14 protein-coding genes are annotated in these 15065 nt (G+C 73.3%); 8 read left to right on the forward strand and 6 right to left on the reverse strand.

Going from position 1 to position 15065, the window contains the following annotated elements:
- Positions 1–43 precede the first annotated feature (43 nt).
- From BJY14_RS37370 to BJY14_RS37390, 5 genes are read left to right on the forward strand one after another with little or no spacing between them, the layout of a single operon-like run.
- Positions 44–1348, forward strand: coding sequence for an erythromycin esterase family protein (locus tag BJY14_RS37370; RefSeq protein WP_179847917.1), 1305 nt, complete (start codon positions 44–46; stop codon positions 1346–1348).
- A 27-nt stretch (positions 1349–1375) separates the two neighbouring features.
- Positions 1376–2164: a DUF427 domain-containing protein gene (locus BJY14_RS37375; RefSeq protein WP_179847918.1), complete on the forward strand. Its 789-nt coding sequence runs from the start codon at positions 1376–1378 to the stop codon at positions 2162–2164.
- Positions 2165–2221: 57 nt separating this feature from the next.
- On the forward strand, positions 2222–2851 hold the full coding sequence (locus BJY14_RS37380; protein WP_179847919.1) for a LysE family translocator: 630 nt from the start codon (positions 2222–2224) through the stop codon (positions 2849–2851).
- Between the two features lie 49 nt (positions 2852–2900).
- Positions 2901–3605 carry a Crp/Fnr family transcriptional regulator gene (locus BJY14_RS37385; RefSeq protein WP_246396253.1) on the forward strand — a complete coding sequence of 235 codons (705 nt, stop codon included), beginning with the start codon at positions 2901–2903 and terminating at the stop codon, positions 3603–3605.
- Positions 3606–3640: 35 nt separating this feature from the next.
- Complete coding sequence (locus tag BJY14_RS37390) at positions 3641–4207, forward strand: TetR/AcrR family transcriptional regulator (protein ID WP_179847920.1); 567 nt, start codon at positions 3641–3643, stop codon at positions 4205–4207.
- Here BJY14_RS37390 and qcrB read toward each other — a convergent pair.
- Both qcrB and BJY14_RS37400 read right to left on the reverse strand, forming a co-directional pair.
- Positions 4199–5869 (reverse strand): cytochrome bc1 complex cytochrome b subunit, encoded by a 1671-nt coding sequence (gene qcrB / locus BJY14_RS37395; RefSeq protein WP_179847921.1) that lies wholly within the window; start codon positions 5867–5869, stop codon positions 4199–4201. The two genes, BJY14_RS37390 and qcrB, sit on opposite strands and share 9 nt — an antisense overlap.
- Positions 5870–6005: 136 nt before the next feature.
- Positions 6006–6665 (reverse strand): hypothetical protein, encoded by a 660-nt coding sequence (locus BJY14_RS37400; RefSeq protein WP_179847922.1) that lies wholly within the window; start codon positions 6663–6665, stop codon positions 6006–6008.
- Positions 6666–6878: 213 nt separating this feature from the next.
- On the opposite strand from BJY14_RS37400, the gene BJY14_RS37405 reads away from it, so the two are divergent.
- Together BJY14_RS37405 and BJY14_RS37410 are read left to right on the forward strand one after the other, a co-directional pair.
- Positions 6879–7421: a DoxX family protein gene (locus BJY14_RS37405; protein WP_179847923.1), complete on the forward strand. Its 543-nt coding sequence runs from the start codon at positions 6879–6881 to the stop codon at positions 7419–7421.
- 49 nt (positions 7422–7470) lie between these two features.
- The gene (locus tag BJY14_RS37410; RefSeq protein WP_312879607.1) at positions 7471–8289 is read left to right on the forward strand and encodes an acyl-CoA thioesterase; all 819 of its coding nucleotides are present in this window, start codon (positions 7471–7473) and stop codon (positions 8287–8289) included.
- An 85-nt stretch (positions 8290–8374) separates the two neighbouring features.
- Here the strand turns inward: BJY14_RS37410 and BJY14_RS37415 are convergent, their stop codons facing one another.
- The 4 genes from BJY14_RS37415 to BJY14_RS37430 form a co-directional block, all read right to left on the reverse strand.
- The gene (locus tag BJY14_RS37415) at positions 8375–10234 is read right to left on the reverse strand and encodes a carbohydrate-binding module family 20 domain-containing protein (RefSeq protein WP_179847924.1); all 1860 of its coding nucleotides are present in this window, start codon (positions 10232–10234) and stop codon (positions 8375–8377) included.
- A 147-nt stretch (positions 10235–10381) separates the two neighbouring features.
- Entirely contained in the window at positions 10382–11422 is a 1041-nt protein-coding gene (nrfD, locus tag BJY14_RS37420) for an NrfD/PsrC family molybdoenzyme membrane anchor subunit (protein ID WP_179847925.1), read from the reverse strand.
- Complete coding sequence (locus BJY14_RS37425; protein WP_246397698.1) at positions 11419–12231, reverse strand: 4Fe-4S dicluster domain-containing protein; 813 nt, start codon at positions 12229–12231, stop codon at positions 11419–11421. Before BJY14_RS37425 ends, nrfD begins: the two co-directional genes overlap by 4 nt.
- A gap of 161 nt (positions 12232–12392) precedes the next feature.
- Positions 12393–13250, reverse strand: coding sequence for a PaaX family transcriptional regulator (locus BJY14_RS37430; RefSeq protein WP_179847927.1), 858 nt, complete (start codon positions 13248–13250; stop codon positions 12393–12395).
- A 193-nt stretch (positions 13251–13443) separates the two neighbouring features.
- Here BJY14_RS37430 and BJY14_RS37435 point away from each other — a divergent pair, with 193 nt between their 5' ends.
- A complete protein-coding gene (locus tag BJY14_RS37435; protein ID WP_179847928.1) occupies positions 13444–15045 on the forward strand; it encodes a benzoate-CoA ligase family protein in 1602 nt (533 codons plus the stop codon).
- Positions 15046–15065 lie beyond the last annotated feature (20 nt).

Raw genomic sequence — 15065 nt, forward strand, 5'->3', positions numbered from 1 at the left:
GAGGACCTGGAAACGCGATGGAGGACGCGAGGGGGACGCCGTCATGCCACGCCAGGAGAGCCGAGCCGCCGCCGACGTGCGCGGAGCGGCGCTGCCGCTGGAGTACGCCGAGGACCTGGACCCGCTCCTCGACCGGATCGGGGACGCCCGGTGCGTGCTGATCGGCGAGGCCAGCCACGGGACCCACGAGTACTACGCGTGGCGGGCGGCGCTGACCAGGCGGCTGATCGCCGAGCGCGGGTTCGCGTTCGTCGCCGTCGAGGGCGACTGGCCCGACTGCCGCCGGGTCGGCCGCTGCGTGACGCTCGCGCCGGGGGCGCGGCGGGAGCCCCGGGACGCCCTGAACGCCTACGAGCGCTGGCCGACGTGGATGTGGGCCAACGAGGAGACCGTCCGGTTCTGCCGGTGGCTGCGCGACCGCAACGCGGGCCTTCCTTCCGGCGAGCGGGCCGGCTTCCACGGGCTGGACGTCTACAGCCTCTGGGAGTCGCTGCGGGCGGTCGTCGACTACCTGGCGGAGCATCGCCCCGAGTACCTAGACACGGCGCTGGAGGCGTACCGCTGCTTCGAGCCCCACGGCCACGACCCCCGCGCCTACGGGTGGAACACGGCCCTGGTCCCGGGCGGCTGCACGGCGGAGGTCCTGGAACTGCTGGCCGCGCTGCGCCGCCCTGCGCCGCCGGGGGAGGCGGGCGACCCGGAAGAGGAGTTCGACGCCCGGCAGAACGCCGAAGTGGCGGCGGGCGCCGAGCACTACTACCGCACGATGCTCGACGGCGGGCCCGAGTCGTGGAACGTCCGGGACGTCCATATGGCCGACACCCTGGACCGGCTGATGGACTTCTATGGCGGCAAGGCCGTGGTGTGGGCGCACAACACCCACGTGGGCGACGCGCGGGCGACCGACATGGCGGGCGCCGGGATGGTCAACCTCGGCCAGCTCGCCAGGGAGCGGTACGGCGCCGGCGGCGCCGTGCTGGTCGGGTTCGCGGGCGGACCCGGCGAGGTCGTCGCGGCGCCGGCCTGGGGCGCCCCGATGGAGATCATGCGCGTCCCGCCGCCGGCGCGCGGCTCGCTGGAGCACGTGCTGGCGGAGTCGGAACTGCATCGGGCGATGTTCGTCGTGCCGCCGGAGCGGGAGAAGCCCGCCTTCTTCACCGACGCGCTCGGGCACCGCGCGATCGGCGTCGTGTACGACCCGGACCGGGACCCGCGCCAGTACGTCCCGACGCGGCTCGCCGACCGCTACGACGCGCTGTGCTGGTTCCGCGCCACCTCGGCGCTCCAGCCGCTGCATCTGGAGGCCGCGCGCCGTGGTGAACTGGAGACGATGCCGACCGGCGTCTAGTCATCGGGCAGTCTGAGGAGTCGCGCCATGTCCTTGACCAAGCAGCCGGGCCCGCTCGCCGGCTCCCTCGGCGACGAGGTCAACTTCACGATCGACGGGCCGGCGCACCGGTTGTTCATGCACGACTTCCCGCGCCGGGTGCGCGCCCGGTTCGCGGGCGAGACGGTGCTGGACACCGAGCGCGGGAGGCTCCTGCACGAGACCGGGCTGCTGCCCGTCCTGTACGTCCCTGAGGAGGACGTGCGCACCGACCTGCTGGAGAAGACCGTCCACTCCACGCACTGCCCGTTCAAGGGCGACGCCGTGTACTGGACGGTGCGGGCGGGCGATCGGGCGGCCGAGAACGCGGTCTGGGGGTATCCGGAGCCGAAGCCGGAGGCGGCGTGGCTGCGCGGGCACATGGCCTTCTACTGGGACCGGATGGACGCCTGGTTCGACGAGGACGAGGAGGTCAAGGGCCATCTGCGCGACCCCTTCCACCGCGTCGACGCGCGCACCACGTCCCGGCGCGTCCGGGTGCTGCTGGACGGCGAGGTCGTCGCCGAGACGGGACGGCCGAAGCTGCTGTCGGAGACCGGGCTGCCCAACCGGTACTACATCCCGGCCGAGGGCGTCCGCCGCGACCTGCTGACCCGCAGCGCCAAGCGGACCTTCTGCCCGTACAAGGGCGAGGCGACGTACTGGTCGCTGGCCGGGGCCGAGGACGCCGCCTGGTCGTACGAGGAGCCCTTGGAGGACGCGGCGAAGATCGGGGGATACCTGTCCTTCGACCACGAGGCCGTGACGGTCGAGTCCCAGCCGCCCCTGGCCTCCTGACGCCGGCCCGGGGCCGGGGGTTCGCGGAGCGGCGGCCTCCTGGAGCATGATTGCGGAATGGTCGATACCTCCCTTTATGCGGCGTTCGTTGTCGCCGCGTTCGCGCTCTGCGTCACGCCCGGCCCCGACATGATGTTCATCGTCGCGATGGGCGGGCGCGGCGGGCCGGTCACGGGCCTCATGGCCGCGGCGGGCGTCGCCACCGGCGCCCTGACGCACGCCGTCGCCGCCACGCTCGGCCTGTCCGCCCTGTTCACCGCGCTGCCGGCGCTCTACCACGTGCTGCGCTGGGCCGGCGCCGCCTACCTGCTCTACCTCGCGGTCAAGTCGTTCCGGGACCGCGGCGAACCCGCCGGGGAGGGCACGGCCCCCGCCGGCCCGGGGCGGCTCCGCGCGTTCTGGCAGGGCGTCGTCACGAACCTGCTGAACCCCAAGGTGATCCTCTTCAACATCGCCTTCCTGCCGCAGTTCGTGAACCCCTCGATGGGGCACCCGATGGCGCAGCTGCTCGTCCTGGGCGTCACGCTCGTCCTGATCGGCCTGGCCGTGGACGCCTCCGTCGGCCTGCTCTCCGGCCGGCTCGCGAACCTGCTGCGGCGCAGCCGCCGCGTCGCCCGCGGCCTGAACATCTTCAGCGGGACCGTGTTCACGGGGCTCGCCGTGCGCCTCATCGCCGTCCCCAAGTGAGAGCCTGCGGGTTTACAGTTCAGGTGACCCTGAGCAAAGGAGGCGGCTGTTGGTTCCGTACGCGGCGTCCTCACCGCCTTCCGCGTTCTGGTCGGCGCTCGAACCCGCGCAGCGGACCGCGCTGCGCGCCGCCGCGCGCCCCCGCACGTTCCCGGTCAAGGCGCCGCTGGTGTACCAGGGCGACGAGTCCGACCATGTGATCATCATCGAGCGGGGCTGGGCCAAGGTGACCTCCGCGACAGAGGACGGCCACGACGTGGTGCTGGCCGTGCGCGGCCCCGGCGACCTGCTCGCCGAGAGCGCGGTGCTCGGCGGGCGGCCGCGCGCCGCGACCGTCACCGCGCTGTCCCCGATCCGCGCCCTGGTCGTGCCCGCGGCCCGCTTCACGGGGTTCCTGGACGCGCACCCGGACGTGTGGATGCTCGTCACCGGTACCTTCGTCCAGCGCATGGACGACTCCGACCGGCGGCTCACCGCCCACATCACGAGCCGGGGCCCGGAGCGGCTGGCGTCCCTGCTCGCCGACCTGGCGGAGCGCTCGGCCCAGCACGCCCCGCCCGCGGCGGACGGGTCGATCGAGATCGGGCCGCCGCTGTCGCAGGAGGAGCTCGGCAGCTGGATGGACGCCTCCCGGGAGACCGTCGCCCGGGCCCTCGGCGGGCTGCGGCGCGAGGGCCTGATCCGCACCGGCTGGCGCAGGATCACCGTGGTGGACCTGGCGCGGCTCCGCGCGTTCGCCAAGGAGCACGACTGACGGCCGGCCCGTCCTCCCGCCCTAGGATTCCGGGCATGAGCGGTGACGCCTACCACCACGGCAACCTGAGGCGCGCCGTGCTCGACGCCGCGATCGAGGCGATCGCCGAGTCGGGCCCGGCGACGTGGAGCCTGCGCGAGCTGGCCCGCCGCGCCGGGGTGTCGCACGCCGCGCCCGCCCACCACTTCGGCGACAAGACCGGCGTGCTGACGGCCGTCGCCGCCGAGGGGTACGCGCTGTTCGCCGACGCCCTGGAGGCCGCCGGGAGCGACCTGCACGGCGTCGGGCTCGCCTACGTGCGGTTCGCCGTCGAGCACCGGGTCCACTTCGAGGTCATGTTCGCCCCCGCGCTCTACCGCCCGGACGACCCGGAGGTGGCCGCCGCCCGCGACCGCGCCGGCCGGGTCCTCGCCGAGGGCGTCCGCGGCGCCGTGCCCGGCCGTCCCGCGGGGGACCGGACCGCCGGGATCGCCGCCTGGTCGATCGTGCACGGCTTCGCCCACCTGTGGCTGAGCGGCGCCCTGCGCGACCTCGGCGACGACCCCGTGGAGGCCGCCGGCCCGGTCATCCGCCTCCTGTTCGAGCGTCCCGGGTCAGCGTGACGCGGCCTTCTCCTCGATCGCCGGCCGCTCGCCGTCCGGTTCCGCTTGGCGGCGTTCGGGGACGGTGGCCAGGTCCGCCCGGAAGCGGCGGTTGAGGGCCGCGCGCACGCGTCCCCTGGCGGTGCGGCCGCGGGGGCTGTCGACGTCGTCGACGGGCGGCGGGACGTCCAGGTCGGCGGCGGGCGCGGGACGCGGATCGGTGATCGCGGCGATCTCCTCGTCCCGGAGCGGGCGCTCGACCTCGCTGAACCTCCCGTCCGGCGACTGGCGGACGATGCCGGTCTCCAGCCCGTGCCGGGCCAGGCCGAGGTCGCGGTGTTGCAGGCCGACGCAGATCCGGTAGGTGACGATGTAGGCCAGCACCGGTCCGAGGACGATGAGGAAGCGGAAGAACCACGTCGTCCAGAAGAGCGAGACGTGGAAGCTGTGGGAGAGGACGTCGTTGCCGCCCGCGAGCCACAGCCCCCCGTAGAAGACCACGCCGCCGACGCCGATGCCGGTCCGCGCCGGGACGTCGCGCGGCCGGTCCAGCAGATGGTGGATCTGCGAGTCGCCGGTCACCCAGCGTTCCAGGAACGGGTAGGCGGCCAGGCCGGTGAACAGGAGCCCGGGCACCACGAGGGCCGGGACGACCACGCTCATCGCGACGGTGTGGCCCCACACGCTGATCTCCCAGGACGGCATGATCCGCAGCGCGCCCTCCAGCCAGCCCATGTACCAGTCGGGCTGCGACCCGGAGCTGATCGCGCCGGGGTCGTAGGGCCCGAACAGCCAGATCGGGTTGATCTGGAAGAACGCGGCGAGCAGCGTCGTCACGCCCAGCACCCACAGGAAGAACGCCGTCGTCTTGGCGATGAAGACGGGGAAGAACGGGTAGCCGCGCACGGTCGTGTTCGAGCTGCCCTTGCCCGGGAACTGCGTGTGCGTCTGCCGCCAGGTGAGCACGACGGCGTGCAGCGGGATCAGCGCCGCCAGGATGCCGGGGATCAGCAGCACGTGGATGACGTACAGGCGCGGGATGATGTCGGTGCCCGGGTACTCGCCGCCGAACAGGAACATCACCGCGTACGAGCCGACCAGCGGGATCGACGCGAGCACGCCCTCCAGGATGCGCAGGCCCGTGCCGGACAGCAGGTCGTCCGGCAGCGAGTAGCCGAACAGGCCGTTCAGCATCACGAGCATGAACATGGCGACGCCGATCAGCCAGTTCAGCTCGCGGGGCTTGCGGAACGCTCCGGTGAAGAAGTTCCGCAGCATGTGCACGAGGATCGCGCCCATGAAGATGAGCGTCGACCAGTGGTGGATCTGCCGGACGAGCAGGCCGCCCCGCACATCGAAGCTGATCTTGAGGGAGGAGGCGTACGCCTCGCTCATCTCCACGCCCTTCAGCCTCGTGTACGAGCCGTTGTAGACGACCTCGTGCATGCTCGGCTTGAAGAACAGCGTCAGGTACACCCCGGTCAGCAGAATGATCACGAAGGAGTACATCGCGATCTCGCCGAGCAGGAAGGTCCACTGGTCGGGGAAGGCCTTGCGCATCGCCTTGCGCGCGAATCCGGCGGTGCCGAACCGCTCGTCCAGCGCCCGCGCCGTGACGTCCAGCCCCCTGGGCGGCCTCCGCGTGCCGGCCCGCGCCCCGCCGGGCGCCCTCGTTCCCGCCATCGTCCGCATCCCTCCGTCGCGCTCTGGGCAGTCGCGCTTCCAGGGATGAGACCCACCTCGGCCGACGAATGTGACATTTCAGGATGTGTAGCGCGTCACACGGCGGGGCGGCACGCCGGGACCCGCCGGGGCGGGATCAGCGCGCCGGGACGGCGAGCCCGCGGCGGCGCAGGTAGCGCGGGCGCCAGCGGACCCGGTAGCAGAGCCGGATCGGCGGCGGCAGCAGCCCGAGGACGGCGCGGCGGGTGCCGTCCGGGGCGCCGTCGAGCAGCCAGGGCAGGAACACCCCGAGCCCGCGCAGCCCCAGCTCGCGGCGGAGCTCCACGTCGAAGGCGCCCCACTCGAACGGGGTGAGGGTCTCCTGGATCAGCGGCAGGACGTTGGACTCCTTGAAGTCCAGCAGCGCGTCCACCGAGGCCCGCAGGTCGCGCGCGTACCTCGCGAGCGCGCCGCGGTCGCGGTGCTCCAGCGCCGCGTCCATGCCGTCGATCAGCGGGACGGCCCTCAACGCCAGTGACGCCATCGCGTCGAGGACCACGCCGACGCGGCCGGGCCCGTCGGCGTCCTTGGCGTACATGACGGTCCACAGGGCGTTCTTCTCGGCGCGGTCCTGGAGGCTCCAGTGGGAGGTGAACAGGGTCCAGCTGTTCGCGGCCTCGGCCCAGCCGAAGGCGGAGCCCGGCAGGGCCGCCGATTCCGCTCCCGCCGCCGTCTGCAGTCGGGCCGCGTCGCGGCGGAACGCGTCGTAGGCGGCGTACAGCATCGTCAGGTCGAACTTCCTCGCCACGCTGTCCATGCCGCCTCCCAAGCTCTCCGCGCCCGTGCCGCTCACAGAGATAGATGGGCGGCGCACGCCCGGATGTGACGCGATGCGGAGCCTGACTTCTGTGATCTGCCCCACGGGCGCCGGGATATGCGGGAGCGAGGGCGTGCCCGTCGGCACCGGCGCGCCACCCGCCCGGTCCGGTACGTTGCTGGACGTTCCCAGCGAACGAGGAAGGGGCCGGGCATGGCTGTAGACACGGCGGGGATCGACATCGCCTCCCTGGTCCTGCGGGTGTCCGTCGGCGGCACCCTCGTGGCGCACGGCTGGAACCACGCCTTCGGCGGCGGGAAGATCGAGGGCACGTCGGGCTGGTTCGAGTCGATGGGCCTGCGGCCGGGCCGCCTGCACGCGCTGATGGCGACCGGCACCGAGCTGGGCGCCGGCGTGCTTCTGCTGCTCGGACTGCTCACCCCGCTGGCGGCCGCGGGGGCGGTGGGCACGATGGCGGTCGCGTTCGTCACCGCGCACCTGCGCAACGGCTTCTTCATCTTCCGCCCCGGGCAGGGCTACGAGTACGTGGTCATGATCATCATGGTGGCGTGCGCCGTGGGCGCGCTCGGCGGCGGCGCGGTGTCCCTGGACCGCGCCCTCGGGATCGAGGACGCCCTGTCGGGCTGGACGGGCCTGGCCGTCACCGCCCTGGCCGGCGGGCTCGGCGCCGCGCTCCTGCTGGCCGCCTTCTGGCGCCCCGGCAGCCGACGCCCCGCCGAGACGGGGGAGGGCTGACGCGCGCTGCCGCCGGCGGATCACACGCGGGTCGGATAACGTCACGAGCGTGCGACCCTCGATCTCCGAAGAGCCCGAAGCGCGGTTGGAATCCCTCCATTCCGTCCTGGACCTGCTGGATCTGGAAGAGCTCGACCGGGACCTCTACCGGGGCGCCCTCGTCTTCGACGACCCCTACCCGCTGTACGGCGGGCAGGTCGCGGCGCAGGCGCTGCGCGCGGCGGGCGGCACCGTCCCGGAGGGGCGGCTGCCGCACTCGCTGCACGGCTACTTCCTGCGCGGCGGCGACGCCGCGCGGCCGACGATCTTCCGGGTGGACCGGGACCGCGACGGCCGCTCGTTCTCCGCGCGGCGCGTGGTGGCGCTGCAGGGCGGCGAGGTCATCTTCAACATGTCGGTGTCGTTCCAACAGCCCGCAGAGGGCGAGGACCGGCAGGTGCACGCGGCGCCGCGGACCCCGGGGCCGGAGGGCCTCCCGGCCTCCCCGGTCCCGCGGCTGTTCTCCATGGAGAGCCGCGTGCCGCCGCAGCCCTACGAGGCGGCCGACTTCCCGACGCGGCTGTGGTCGCGCTGCACCGCGCTGCTGCCGGACGACGACCTTCTGCACGCGTGCGTGCTGACGTACCTGTCCGACATCTCCAGCGGGCTGATCGCGCTGCACGACGGCGCCGCCCGGTCGGGCTCCAGCCTCGACCACGCCGTCTGGTTCCACCGGCCGGTCCGGATGGACGACTGGGTGCTGATGGACCTCGTCCCGCAGACGGTCGCCGCCGGTCGCGGCTGGTACACCGGAACGATCCACGCCCGGGACGGCGTCCTCGTCGCGAGCCTCACCCAGGAGACCCTCTTCCGCACGCCGCGCTCCTGACACGCGCCCTGCTCCTGACACGCGCCCTGCTCCTGACACGCGCCGGGCCGGCCTCCGCGCACGCGGAGGCCGGCCCGCGGTCGGGCTATCGCCAGGTGTCGTTGGCGGTGCGGCTGGACGTGCCGGTCGTGTAGGTGCGGTTGGCGCCGTTCTCCCACGTCACGGCCCCGCCGTCGGTCTTCTTGACGTACTTGTACTCGATCCTCGTGTTGGCGGGCAGCGTCACCGTCCCGTTCCAGATCGGGTAGCCGGACGGGGACAGCTTGACCGCCTTGGAGGTGTCCCACGCGCCGAGCGCCGCGGCGTCGCCGACGAGGTAGACGCTCGTCCCCCAGGTGGTGGTGGCGTTGACGTTGAAGGTGTCGGAGACGGTCCCGGGGTCGGAGGTGGGCGGCGGGGTCTGCCCGGACCGGGCGTCCACGTGGATCGCCACCGCGCCGCCCGCGGGGATCGTCACGGTCGCCGTCCCGCCCGACACGGTGACGGCGGTGCCCTGGCAGCCGCCGCCCGAGCCGAGGCCGCCGGTGATGACGTCGCAGTAGACGCCGTCAGCGAGGCCGGTCCGGTAGGACGCGGTGGACGGGCCGGAGGAGTCGTTGAGGCCGATCCAGCCCTTCGAGCCGCGGCTGAATCCGATGACGTTCCCCGCGGTGGCCGTGAAGTTGCCGACCGTCGTGGCGGACGCGGTCGCGTTGTGCCAGCCGACCATGCCCTTCATCCCGGTCGAGCGGCTGATGCACTGCCAGCCGCTCGAGCAGTTCGCGCCGGTGACGAACCCGCGGGAGTCGGCGGGCGGCGACTGCCCGGCCGACGACCAGGTGAACCCGTCGTACACGGTGGGCTTGCCGTACGGGTAGGCCAGCAGGAAGTAGGTCGCCAGGGTGTAGTCGGAGCCGTTCTTGTAGTTGAGCGTGGACCCGTCCCGCTCGGTGTCGTGGTTGGCGATCATCGTGTAGGTCTTGGAGCCGTCCGCGTCCAGCGACCAGGACGGGATGCCCGACAGGTTCGACAGCGTCCCGTTCTGGAACTGCGTCTTCAGACCCTGGGCGTAGGAGAAGCCGAGCACGTCGCCGTTCCCGGTGAACGCCGACGGCTTCAGGTCGGCCGTGTTCGACCCTGGGAAGATCTCCTGCGCGATGTACGGCGCCTTCCCCTCGGCGGTGGTGGTGTGCAGGGCGCCCTTGATGGCGGCGAAGTCGCTCTGGGCGATGTGCTTGGCGGCGTCGACCCGGAACCCGTCCACGCCGAGGCCGATCAGGTCGTTGAGGTAACCGGTGATCTTGTCGCGGACGTAGCCGGACTGCGTCTTCAGGTCCGACAGCGAGACCAGCTCGCAGTTCTGCACCTCGGAGGTGTTGTTCCAGTCGTCGATGCCGGCGTCGTCGTCGTTGCAGTACCCGTCGTTGGCGTGGTGGAAGTCGCCGTACCCGTAGGGGACGGCCGGGTAGGCGAACCCGCCGGGATCGAACGTCGAGCCGCCGTAGGTGGTGTTGAGCGTGTTGTTGTGGCCCGCCATGTGGTTGACGACCGCGTCCGCGTAGACGCGCACGCCAGCGTTGTGGCAGGCCGTGACCATGGAGGAGAACTGGGCGCGGGTTCCGAGCCTGCTGGTCAGTCCGTAGGAGACGGGCTGGTACACCTCCCACCACGGGTGGGCTCCGTCGTTGGTCGAGGCCAGGCTGACCGACTCGGCGGGCGGCGCGACCTGCACGGCTCCGTACCCGGCCGGGCCGAGGTGGTCGGTGCAGGCGGCCGCGACGGACGGCCAGTTCCACTCCCACAGGTTGGCGGTGACGTCGCCGGCGTTGAGGGAGGCGGCGGCCCTGGCGGGGCGGTCGGGGAGCAGGGCGGCGACGGGCGCCGTCCCGGCGAGGACGAGGAGGCCGGCGGCGAGCAGCGACCGGCGGCGGGGGACTCGTGCGCGTGGGGCGTCGTTTGCAGACATTTCGGCGAACTCCTGTCACAGGGCGCCTGGCGGGCGCCTGAGGGGGTGGGGGACGGCCGTCCGCGAGCACCGTGAGAATGCTCTCTTCTTGCATTCAGGTCAAGAGCTTGCGCAAGATTTCAATCGACTTGCAGAAAGGTGGCAGCCTCAGGAGGCGGCCGCCGTGCCGCGTGTGGCGAGGCGTTCCCGCTGGGGAACGACGGTGTACTTGGGGTCCTCCGCCGACTGCACGCCCGCGTGGAAGACGCCGAAACGCGTGCAGGCCGAACTCGCCAGAAGGGCGGCCCCGCTCAGCGCCGCCGCGGCCCGGCTGCGCCCGCCGAGCAGCACGCAGCCCGCGGTGCCCGCGGCGGAGAGGACCTCGCCCGCGCGCATGTAGGCCCCGCTCCTGCCCCGCCCGTACGGCTCGGCGGCGAGCCCGGCCCGTCGCTCCAGCAGCTTGGCCGCGGCCAGCTCCAGACCGGCGCCGAACACGGCGGCGGTGCGCATCGGGGCGTTCTCCCGGACGGGCGCGGCGACCAGCGCCATACCGGCCGCGGCGGCGGCGGCCGAACCGACGAAGACGAACGGCAGCTCGCGGTACGCCTCGTGCCAGGCGGGCACGGCGGTGTCGGCGGCGAGCACGGCGGTGTAGGCGGCGACGGCCGGGCCGAGCACGGCGGCTCCGGCGGTGGCGGCGCGGCCGAGGCGCGGGAACAGCCCGGTCACCTCCAGCGCGGCGGCGGCGCCCGCGGCGGGGCCGTAGGCGGCCAGCAGCCAGGAGCCGACGCTCATCGGCGACGTCGGCTTCATGACGCGCAGCATGTTGTAGAACCGCTCCGGCCGGCCGAGGTCGTGGACCAGCGCGGCCGTGGACCCGCCGATGGCGGCCAGCGAGGAGATCTTCAGCGCCCGCGCGGCCGCCGGGCGCCCGGTGAGCTGGGCGCCGGCCGCGAGCACCGACCCCGCGCCGGCCAGCCCGCCGAGGAAGAAGTACCCCGCGATGTCGAGGGACTTCCACACCGGCGGATTCAGGATGGGCTTGCCGTAGTAGGAGGTGAACTCCGCCTCCGGCACCATGGCCTTCTCGCCGCGCCCGCCCCGGCGCCCTCCGCGCCGTCCACGGCCGCGCAGGCCCTTGCCGATCTGGGCCTCCCGGCCGGGCCGTTCCCCGCGCACGCCTTCCTTACCGACCTCCGACGAGCTCATCGCGCGCCCCCCTCGCGGCCGTGGGCGGTGAAGACGGCGGCGAGCCCGCCGAGCAGCGCGGCCGCGGCGACACCGGCGTGCCGCCACATGGACGGCAGGTCGCGCGTCGTGACGACCGGATCCGGTGGCAGCCCGTACACCTCCGGCTCGTCCAGCAGCAGGAAGAAGGCGCCGTCACCGCCGACGCCGTCGTCCGGGTCGTGCCCGTAGAGGCGCGCGTCCTCGACGCCGAGATCGTGGAGCTGGTCGACGCGCAGCGCGGCCCGCTCGCGCAGCTCGTCTAGCGGGCCGAACTGGATCGAGTCGGTCGGGCACGCCTTCGCGCACGCGGGTTCCTGCCCCACGCCGATCCGGTCGTAGCACAGGGTGCACTTCCAGGCCCGCCCGTCGCCCTTGCGCTGGTCGATGACCCCGTACGGGCAGGCGGGCACGCAGTAGCCGCAGCCGTTGCAGATGTCCTCCTGGACGACGACCGTGCCGAACTCGGTGCGGAACAGCGAGCCGGTGGGGCACACGTCGAGGCACGCGGCATGCGTGCAGTGCTTGCACACGTCGGAGGCCATCAGCCAGCGCATGCCGGACGCGTCCGGCGCCGCACCGTGCTCGACGCCGGTCTCGTTCTGGCCGATCGGCTTGCTCTGCTCGATGAAGGCGACGTGCCGCCAGGTGTCGGCACCGAGGCCCTGCGTGTTGTCGTAGGACATGCCCGTGAACTCGAGCCCGTCCTCGGGGACGGCGTTCCACTCCTTGCACGCCACCTCGCACGCCTTGCAGCCGATGCACACCGACGTGTCGGTGAAGAACCCCATGCGGGGCGGGTGGTCGGCGTAGCCGGAGTCGGCGGCGACGTCGGGGTCCGATCCGGCGAGCAGGTTCCGTCCTATCAGGCTGCCCATTTCCACGACTCCCATCGACGACACCGGCCCCTACCCGACTTCCCGGGGACGCGTCGCCTACACACCGCGCGCCGTCAGGCGCTCAACGCCTTCCACTGGCGGTCGGCGACGGGACGCCAGGTGTCGTGACGTTCGTGGAAGAGCGCCACGGCCTGCGCGCCGCTCCAGTCGTCGGGGAGGAGCGCCGCCGGAAGGCCCGGATCGAGGAACGGGAACCGGCGCCATTCCTGGACGAGCCTGGTGTGCGCGGCGAACGTCCCCGGATCGTCGGCGGGACGTAGCGCGCCGACGGCGTCGAGGAAGTCGCCGTAGGCGAGTCCGATCTCCTCCAGGTCCCACGCCTGGCGCGCCACGCGCCGCGCCTCGGCCAGATCGCCGAGCTCACCGGTGAACAGCGTGGAGCCGTCCGCGACGCCGATTCCGGCGAGGACCTCCCGCACCTCGGGCTCGCGCTCGGGATGCGGGCTGACCCACACGCCGGGGGCGAGGTTGCCGAGGCCGCTCCAGGCGAGCCGGGTCCGCAGCAGGTGGCGCAGGCGGCGGCTGGTCTCCGGGACGGTGGCGAGGACGAGCAGCCAGCGCCCGTCCCACGCGCCGACCGGGCGGCCGAAGCCGTAGATCCGCTCGGTGCCGTCGGTGAGGAGCCGCTCCCCGGACGGGGTGAGCCGCCAGGCGGTGCGGCGGCCGTGCCGCTCCCCGGCGAGCCAGCCCTCGCCGGCGCTGCGGGCGAGCGCCTGCCGGACGGCCTTCTCCTCGACGCCGAGGAGCCCGAGCGCGCGCAGGAACGTCGCCGTCCACACCGGCTCGCCGCCGGGCAGGACGAACTCGCCCAGCACGGTCAGCAGCAGCGACCGCGCGCTCGCCGCGCCGAGTTCGCGCCGGCGCCGGAACCTCGGTTCCGGGTGCGCCGCGTCCTCGCCGATCGAGGCCATGTGCTCCTCCTCTGGGCCCTGGTGGGCGCGCCCGTCCGGCCGCGGGGCGGCCGGACGCCGTCCAGTATCGCGCGGGTCCGGCCGGGTTCCCCGCAGGTCCCCTCCGGGATCGCTGTCGTTCCACAAGTCTATTGACTAGCGTTTCGTCTATGTAGAGCATTGGGGGCACGGTTCCCGGCGAGGGGAGACCTCGATGACCGCTGGAACGGCGACCGCACCGGTCCCGCCCGACACCTTCAACGCGTCCGACTACCTGCTCCGGGCGGCGTCCGGGCCCGGCGGCGACCGGACGGCGCTGACCGGACCGGGCGGGGACCTGAGCTACGCCGAGCTCGCCGAGCTGGCCGGGAGCGTCGCCGCCGGCCTGGAGCGCTGGGGCCTGCGCGCCGAGGAGCGGGTGGTGCTGTTCATGGCCGACGGCCCGCGGATGGCCGCCGCGATCCTGGGCGCGATGCGGCTCGGCGCCGTCCCGGTCCCGGTGTCGACGATGCTGACGGGCCCCGAGCTCGGCGGGCTGCTCGCCGACGCGCGCGCCAGGGTGCTGCTGGTCGGCGACCGGTTCGCGGTCGCAGCGGAGGCGGCCCTCGCCTCCGCTCCCGGTGTGCGGCGCGTCGCGGTGGAGGGGGACGCGGGGCTCCGGGTCCCGGCGGGCGTGCGGGTGGACCGGTTCGAGGACCTGGTCCGCGAGGGGCGCGCCCACGGCGGCGCCCCCGCCGAGCCGTACGCGACCTCGGACGACTCCAGCGCCCTGTGGCTCTACACGTCCGGGACGACGGGACGGCCGAAGGGCGCGATGCACCGGCACGCCAACATCCGGCACGTCGTGGAGACCTACGGCCGCCAGGTCCTCGGCATCCGGCCGGACGACCGCTGCTACTCGGTCGCCAAGCTGTTCTTCGCCTACGGGATCGGCAACTCGCTGTTCTTCCCCCTCGCCACGGGCGCGACCGCCGTCCTGGACCCGGACCGGCCGACCCCGGCCTCGGTGGCCGGGCGGCTGGCCGAGTACCGGCCGACCCTGTTCTTCGCCGTCCCGACCTTCTACGCCGCGATTCTCAACGCCGGGGTCCCGGTGGAGGCGTTCGCGTCCGTCCGGCTGGCGGTGTCGGCGGGGGAGCCGCTGCCCGCCGAGCTGTGCCGCCGCTTCACCGAGCGGTACGGCGTGGAGATCATCGACGGGATCGGCTCCACGGAGTGCCTGCACATCTTCCTGTCGAACCGGCCCGGCCGGGTCCGCCCGGGGACGACGGGCACCGCCGTCCCCGGCTACGAGCTGCGGGTCGTGGACGCCGGCGGGGCCGACGCCCCGCCGGGGACGCCGGGCTCCCTGCTGGTGAAGGGCGAGTCGATCGCGACGGGCTACTGGTGCCGCACCGAGACGACCCGGCAGGTCTTCCAGGGGGAGTGGCTGCGCACGGGCGACACCTACGTGGTGGACGAGGACGGCTTCTACACCTGCCTCGGCCGGACGGGCGACATGCTCAAGGCCGGCGGCATCTGGGTGTCGCCGTCCGAGGTGGAGGGACGGCTGCTGGAGCACCCCGCTGTCGCGATGGCCGCCGTCGTCGGGCTGCCCGACGCCGACGGCCTGGACAAGCCCGTCGCCTGCGTCGTGCTCAAGGAGGGCGCGACCGCCGAGCCGGCCGAGCTGATCGGGTTCTGCCGGGCGGGCCTCGCCTCGTTCAAGCGCCCCCGCGAGGTACTGGTCGTGGACGGGCTGCCCACGACGCCGACCGGCAAGCTGCGCCGCTTCGCCGTCCGCGAGCTCGCTTCGGACCTGCTCGCGGCGCCCTGACCCGTCTCCGGGCCGCTTTT

The sequence above is a fragment of the Actinomadura luteofluorescens genome, assembly GCF_013409365.1.
Classification (GTDB): domain Bacteria; phylum Actinomycetota; class Actinomycetes; order Streptosporangiales; family Streptosporangiaceae; genus Spirillospora; species Spirillospora luteofluorescens.

Bases quoted from the DNA above. Each gene is read 5' to 3' on its own strand.
- BJY14_RS37370 (WP_179847917.1), top strand. From the start codon at position 44: ATGCCACGCCAGGAGAGCCGAGCCGCCGCCGACGTGCGCGGAGCGGCG.
- BJY14_RS37400 (WP_179847922.1), bottom strand. From the start codon at position 6,665: ATGGACAGCGTGGCGAGGAAGTTCGACCTGACGATGCTGTACGCCGCC.
- BJY14_RS37435 (WP_179847928.1), top strand. From the start codon at position 13,444: ATGACCGCTGGAACGGCGACCGCACCGGTCCCGCCCGACACCTTCAAC.
- BJY14_RS37425 (WP_246397698.1), bottom strand. From the start codon at position 12,231: ATGGGGTTCTTCACCGACACGTCGGTGTGCATCGGCTGCAAGGCGTGC.
- BJY14_RS37415 (WP_179847924.1), bottom strand. From the start codon at position 10,234: ATGTCTGCAAACGACGCCCCACGCGCACGAGTCCCCCGCCGCCGGTCG.
- BJY14_RS37380 (WP_179847919.1), top strand. From the start codon at position 2,222: ATGGTCGATACCTCCCTTTATGCGGCGTTCGTTGTCGCCGCGTTCGCG.
- nrfD (WP_179847925.1), bottom strand. From the start codon at position 11,422: ATGAGCTCGTCGGAGGTCGGTAAGGAAGGCGTGCGCGGGGAACGGCCC.
- BJY14_RS37390 (WP_179847920.1), top strand. From the start codon at position 3,641: ATGAGCGGTGACGCCTACCACCACGGCAACCTGAGGCGCGCCGTGCTC.
- qcrB (WP_179847921.1), bottom strand. From the start codon at position 5,869: ATGGCGGGAACGAGGGCGCCCGGCGGGGCGCGGGCCGGCACGCGGAGG.
- BJY14_RS37430 (WP_179847927.1), bottom strand. From the start codon at position 13,250: ATGGCCTCGATCGGCGAGGACGCGGCGCACCCGGAACCGAGGTTCCGG.
- BJY14_RS37375 (WP_179847918.1), top strand. From the start codon at position 1,376: ATGTCCTTGACCAAGCAGCCGGGCCCGCTCGCCGGCTCCCTCGGCGAC.
- BJY14_RS37405 (WP_179847923.1), top strand. From the start codon at position 6,879: ATGGCTGTAGACACGGCGGGGATCGACATCGCCTCCCTGGTCCTGCGG.